At 38.2% G+C, this 6050-nt stretch carries 7 protein-coding genes; 1 reads left to right on the plus strand and 6 read right to left on the minus strand.

The features are described 5' to 3' along the window. The first annotated feature begins 4 nt into the window (after positions 1 to 4). On the plus strand, positions 5 to 859 hold the full coding sequence (locus NZ519_02045; GenBank protein MCS7027521.1) for a phosphate ABC transporter substrate-binding protein: 855 nt from the start codon (positions 5 to 7) through the stop codon (positions 857 to 859). 24 nt (positions 860 to 883) lie between these two features. On the opposite strand, the gene gmk is transcribed toward NZ519_02045, so the two are convergent. The 6 genes from gmk to NZ519_02075 all read right to left on the minus strand — a co-directional run bounded on the left by gmk (position 884) and on the right by NZ519_02075 (position 5903). Continuing rightward, positions 884 to 1477, minus strand: coding sequence for a guanylate kinase (gene gmk / locus NZ519_02050; protein ID MCS7027522.1), 594 nt, complete (start codon positions 1475 to 1477; stop codon positions 884 to 886). 36 nt (positions 1478 to 1513) lie between these two features. Then, positions 1514 to 2377 (minus strand): YicC family protein, encoded by an 864-nt coding sequence (locus tag NZ519_02055; protein MCS7027523.1) that lies wholly within the window; start codon positions 2375 to 2377, stop codon positions 1514 to 1516. Between the two features lie 254 nt (positions 2378 to 2631). Further along, complete coding sequence (locus tag NZ519_02060) at positions 2632 to 2754, minus strand: hypothetical protein (protein ID MCS7027524.1); 123 nt, start codon at positions 2752 to 2754, stop codon at positions 2632 to 2634. 128 nt (positions 2755 to 2882) lie between these two features. Next, on the minus strand, positions 2883 to 4211 hold the full coding sequence (lat, locus tag NZ519_02065) for an L-lysine 6-transaminase (protein MCS7027525.1): 1329 nt from the start codon (positions 4209 to 4211) through the stop codon (positions 2883 to 2885). Positions 4212 to 4283: 72 nt separating this feature from the next. Next, positions 4284 to 5549, minus strand: a complete 1266-nt coding sequence (locus tag NZ519_02070) for an aminotransferase class I/II-fold pyridoxal phosphate-dependent enzyme (GenBank protein MCS7027526.1) — start codon at positions 5547 to 5549, stop codon at positions 4284 to 4286. Positions 5550 to 5567: 18 nt separating this feature from the next. Then, entirely contained in the window at positions 5568 to 5903 is a 336-nt protein-coding gene (locus NZ519_02075) for a hypothetical protein (protein ID MCS7027527.1), read from the minus strand. Positions 5904 to 6050: the final 147 nt, after the last annotated feature.

A 6050-nucleotide genomic window follows, 5' to 3' on the forward strand; every position in this document is an offset into this window, starting at 1 on the left:
TTACATGATTTTGAACAAGGTCAAAAGTTTAATCATTTGTGGAATAATAGGTGCAGCGAATGTATTTGCCCAACAGGCGCATATTTACATATCAGGTTCAGAAACGATGAAAAAAATGATGATACGCTTAGCAGAAACTTACATGCAAAAAAATCCAAATATCATCATAGATGTCAAAGGTGGTCACTCTGAAAAAGGACTAGAAGACCTTAGGGCAAAAAGGGTAGATATTTGTGCTACTACAAAACCTCCTCTAACTACTATTGCTGAGGAAATGCATAGTTTTTATGAAGAACCTTTGGTTAAAAAGGTCATTGGTACTGAAGTTTTAGCGGTTTTTGTACATAAAAAAAATCCTGTTAAACAGCTTACTTGTGAACAATTAGCAGACATATTTTCGGGCAAAATTACCAACTGGAAACAAGTAGGAGGTAAAAACGCACCTATCAAGGCATTTCGTATGCCTGATTTGTCAGGTACTTCTCAAACTTTTCAAGCCGTTTTGATGCTTAACAAAGAATATGCAGAAGGGCTACCTATCAAAAATACTTCCCAAGAAATGGTAGCCCAAGTAGAAAAGGATGTCCACGCTATTGCTTATGGAAAGCTTTTGCATGCATCTAAAAATGTTACTGTACTACCTTTGCAGGATTGTGATAATGTAGTTTTGGATAAAAATTTTTATCCTCCTACTAAGGAAAACATTGACCAAAACAAATACGTATTCATACGGCACTTGTATTTAATGACACACAAAAATCCCAAGCCCGAAGTAAAAAATTTTTTAGATTGGACCACTACCGATGAAGCCCAAAAATTAGTGGCTGAAATGGGCTTTATCCCCTTTAAACAAAAATAAACACTTTCAGTAGTGTAAAAATGATTAAAACGGTGTTTTTTCATTCTGCTCACCTATAAAATCTCTAAGAATTTTTTCAACTTTTTGACAAGCTGCTTCTAAATCATCATTGATAACAACTTTGTCAAATAAATGGGCTTGCATAATTTCGGTTTCTGCTTTTTTTAGCCGTTGTTGTAAGGTAATTTCGGTTTCTGTACCTCGTTCAATAAGGCGCTTTTTGAGCTCCTCTAAGCTGGGCGGTTGAATAAAAATAGATAAAGCCCGATTTTGAAAATACTTCTTGATAGATAAAGCGCCTTTAACATCTACCTCAAAAAGAACATGCTTGCCTTGATTGAGCAGTTGATAGGTTTCACTTTTAAGTGTTCCGTAGAATGTGCCTTCATAGACCTCTTCCCACTCTAAAAAATCGTTATTTTTGATATGGTTTTGAAACTGCTCTACTGTGATGAAATGATAATGTACATGGTTTATTTCGCCTTTGCGCGGCGCGCGTGTAGTAGCAGATACCGAAAAAGCAATATTTTTGAACAAGGGTAATACACGAGAAAGTATACTACCTTTTCCCGAACCGCTTGGCGCAGTAAATATAATAACTTTGCTTTTGTAGCCCATTAGCAAAAATTCAATTATTGGATTAAAAAGACAAATCTACGCAACATTATTGAGCTGCTCTTTTATTTTTTCAATTTCTTCCTTAATTCTGACGACTATTTTTTGTATCTCTATGTGATTAGATTTGACGCCTAACGTATTTGCTTCTCGATGCATTTCTTGAGCAATGAACTGCAATTTTTTTCCATTATTTTGCGGACTTTCTAAACTTTCTACAAAGTATTGGCAGTGATGTAATAGACGAGTTTTTTCTTCTGTAATGTCATATTTTTCAGCATAATATACCAACTCTTGCATCAATCTATCCTCATTCAAGTTGACGGAATACTCTTTGAGAATTTGGAGCAATTTATCTTTCATCGCAGGAATACGGTTGAGCTCATATTTTTCTATTTCCATGGTAAGACTCTGAATTTTTTTTACACTTTCTTTTAAGAATTTGGCTATGTTTTTACCTTCCTGCGTCCTAAAAGCTAACACTTGTTCTATGGTTTGATGTATTACGTTCAATATGTTTTGCCACAATTGAGGGACATCGGTAGAGTTATTTTTTTTCCATATTTCTGGCATTTGAAGTAGGTGAACAAAGCTGCGCTCTGTAACAGGTATGTTTAACCTATGAGCTAGTTTTTGTATAGCGTTCCAATATCCTACTGCGGTGTGCTCATCAATAGTAAATTCGGTCAAGCTGTGTGTAGAAGCAAACTCAATAGAGAGATTGAAATATATTTTGCCCCGTTCTAACTTTTGTGTTAAGACATTGCGGATTTCTATTTCTTTGTCGTTGAGGTATTGGGGCAGGTTTAGAGTAAGTTCTATTGCTCGGCTGTTGAGGCATTTCATTTCACATTGTATTTGATAGTCATTAAAAGTTTGTGCGACACTTGCAAAACCTGTCATGGAAGTAATCATGAAGCAAAGATATATGATTTGAGGATTTATTTTTTTTGGGCGTGCCCCTTGCTGCGCAAGGGTCGGGGCATTCCGCACTGCGCTTCGCTTCGGTACTTCGCTGCGCTTCGTACTGCCCTTACGGGCATGCTCCATGCCCCTCACGCGAACAACCTTTGCAATTATGTCTCTACCTTGTTTATGCTTAAAATACAATCTCTTACAAACTAAAACCTTGCATAAGAAACAGAGAAACGATGGTTTCAGAGATCCTTTGCGTGAGGCATGCGAAGGGCGTGCGTTAGCACGGTGCGGAGCGAAGCGTAGCGTAGCACCGAAGCGATAGCGTAGCCCGTAGCACGCCGACCTTGTGGGCAAAAGCCCACAAGGGCACGCCCAAAAAAATGAAATCCTCTTTTGTAAAATGCTTAAAAAATGCAGTTTGTTGCTTTAATAAAGCAGTAGCCGCAGAAAAGTAAAAATCTGCGGCGATGTTAGTTTGCTAAAAAATACATTAGATTCTAGGCATTACATGTTTAATAATATCCACGCCTTTATCAATTTCCTCCTTGCTGATATTCAAAGGTGGGCGAAAACGTATGGTTTTTTCCGCACAACCTAATAAAAACAAACCTTCCTTCATAGCTTCTCGGATAAGCGCATCTCTTTGAGCTCTTGAAGTAAGGTCAAATGCGCACATTAAGCCACGCCCACGAACATTGCTCACTTTGTCAGGATAAGCTTCTGCGACACTATATAATCTTTGAAGTAGATGCTCGCCTACAATAGCAGCGTTTTCTACCAAGTTATCCTCTTCAATAATTTCTAGAATCTTACCTGCACGAACCATGTCTACCAAATTTCCGCCCCAAGTAGAGTTGATACGGCTAGGTACGTGGAATACATTGTCAGGTATTTCATCAATGCGTTCCCCACAGATTAAGCCGCAAATTTGCATCTTTTTACCAAAAGCAATCATGTCAGGTACTACACCAAAGTGCTCATAAGCCCAGAATTTACCTGTTAAACCTACTCCTGTTTGTACTTCGTCAAAAATAAGTAGAGCTTCATTTTCTAATGCCAAGGTTTTGAGTTCTTGTAAAAACTCTGCTCTAAAATGGTTATCCCCTCCTTCGGCTTGAATAGGTTCAATGATAATTGCGGCAATATCATCTTTGCGCTCATAGAAGTGTTGTTTGATTTGCTTGATGGCTAGCTCTTCTCGTTTTTTGAGCTCTTCGTAGTTTTCGTCTGTGTAGGGGAACTTGATTTTAGGGTTGATTACTCGGGGCCAATCAAATTTAGTGAATAGAGCTGTCTTTTCGGGACTGGTGTTGGTTAGAGATAAGCAATATCCGCTTCTACCGTGAAAAGCTTGTTCAAAATGCAAAATTTGATGTCCTTTTTCGTATCGGTAGCCTTTTTGAAAATTCTTTTTAACTTTCCAATCCATTGCAGCTTTGAGCGTGTTTTCTACAGCTAATGTCCCTCCTGCAATAAAGAAAGCATATTTGAAGTCTTTATTCATGGCTACGCGCTCAAAAATAGACATGAATTGGGCGTATTCCACAGTGTAAATGTCAGAGTTGCTGGGATTAGTCAGTGCTGCGCGCATAAGAGCATCTAAAAATTCTTTGTCATTGAGCATTTTAGGGTGATTAAAACCAATAGGCGCTGATGCAAAAAAGGTGAAGAAATCTAATAGTTCTCTTTTGTGCTTCGAATCATACAAATACGACCCATGACTATTTTTCATATCCAAAGTAAGGTCATAGCCATCGGTCAAGATATGGCGAGATAGAATATCAACTACTTTATCAGGTGCAATTTGAACACGATTCATACTTTTTTGGCTTTGCAAGTTAGAAATAAAAATTAGAACCTACAAAAGTAACTTAAAACAGAGCAGAAAGGTTTAATTAAGTTGCATCATTGCTTTTTCTATTGTTTCTGCTAGCCAATCTATATCCTGCATGCTCACTGCACCTACGGATAGTCTGAACCATCCATTTTCCTCTGGGTATCCAAAGGCTTGAAAAGGAACAATACCAAGCTTAGCGTATTCTAACAAGTATTCAGCAATTTGGCTATTATTTTGTAATACTACACCTTGGGGTGTTTTTTTGCCAAAAAGGTTAAACTGCACAGAGAGGTACATAGCTCCTTGCGGTTCAATAGCATAAACAGGATATCCTTTTTGGGCTAGATGTTGCATAATTTCATAAAGTTTGTTTAGCCGTTGAGAGATTTCTTGTTTAGTTTTCTGTACATATTCTTCAATGTCTTCATCAAGGTAGAGGTATTGTGCTAAGGCAATTTGTTCTGCTCGTGGCGCCCATGCTCCTGCATGCGCGATAACATGAGTCATCTTACTAATAAGATGCTTGGGACCTAAGCCCCAGCCTACTCTTACGCCCGTAGCAGCAAAGCACTTAGAAATACCATCTACGATTACTACATAGTTTTTAAGTTCAGGGTAAAGCACTACGGGATTGTAATGCTTGTACTTTCCAAAAGTAAGCATCCAATATACAGAGTCAAAAAGTACGTAAAGGGGCTTTTGTTTTCCTTTTCTACGTTCATTTTCTTGTAATACCAATTCGCATATTCCACGAATGGCTTTCTCTGTAAACATTGTGCCAGTTGGGTTACTCGGTGAGCAGAGTGCTAAAACGTTCGCTTTTTCAATATGAGGTTCTAATTCTTCTCGTACAGGATGAAACCCATTTTCAGGTTTTGTAAGTAGGCGAATTTCTTTAGCTTGAGTTAGTACAGCATACAAATCGTTGTTCCAGCTAGGTACGGGGTAGAGAAGAGTGTGATTTGGGTCTAATGTACAGGAATAAAAAGCATGCGTTACAGGTCTTGAGCCACTGGTAATTTGAATTTCATCTAACTCATATTCCAATCCGAATTTTCTCTTATAAAAGGCTTGTACAGCTTTGCGAAGTTCTATTGTGCCGTAGGAAGGTGGATAATTTGTTTCATTGTTTTGATAGCTTTGAATAATTAGTTTTTTGAGGGTTTGAGGAATTTGGAACTCTTTGGGACTAAAATCCCCTACGCTTAAATTGCATACTCGCTCGCCTTGGGCTATCATATCCCGCAGGCGATTAGCTATTTTGAGAATATCTGAACCTTTAAGTTTTTCTGCTACGGCGGAATAACCTGTAATCTCCATGTACACAACAAAATTATGTTAATCTTTTAGTAAATTTTCATCTATTTCTACTTCCATTCGTAAAAGTGCTGCGGCGTGGGTTTTACCTTGTGCGTCTAGTTTAAGGGATACTGTTCCTCCTCCTCCCAAAGAACCGTAAAGTAAAAAATTTAGAGCGTGTAGGTTAGGCAGTTCATAACGTACTACTTTATGGCAAAAGCCTTCAAAGTATTTAGCTACTACTTCTTCTGTAAGTGTATTTTTCAAAAACTCATAATACTTGGGGTGGCGAGCAATGATTCCCACATTAGAGGCATCTCCTTTATCACCACTTCTGCCGTGGGCAATTTCTATGAGTTTTATTTTCTTTTTCATCTGTACAAAGGTATAACCTTATCAGCAAAAATACAAACTTGATTAAGTTAGGTCTAAAAGTAATTTGCTTTTTAATTTTTTGGGCGTGCCCCTTGCTGACGCAAGGGTCGGGGCATTCCGCACTGCGCTTCGCTTCGGTACTTCGCT

Source organism: Bacteroidia bacterium (genome assembly GCA_025056095.1).
Classification (GTDB): Bacteria; Bacteroidota; Bacteroidia; order JANWVE01; family JANWVE01; genus JANWVE01.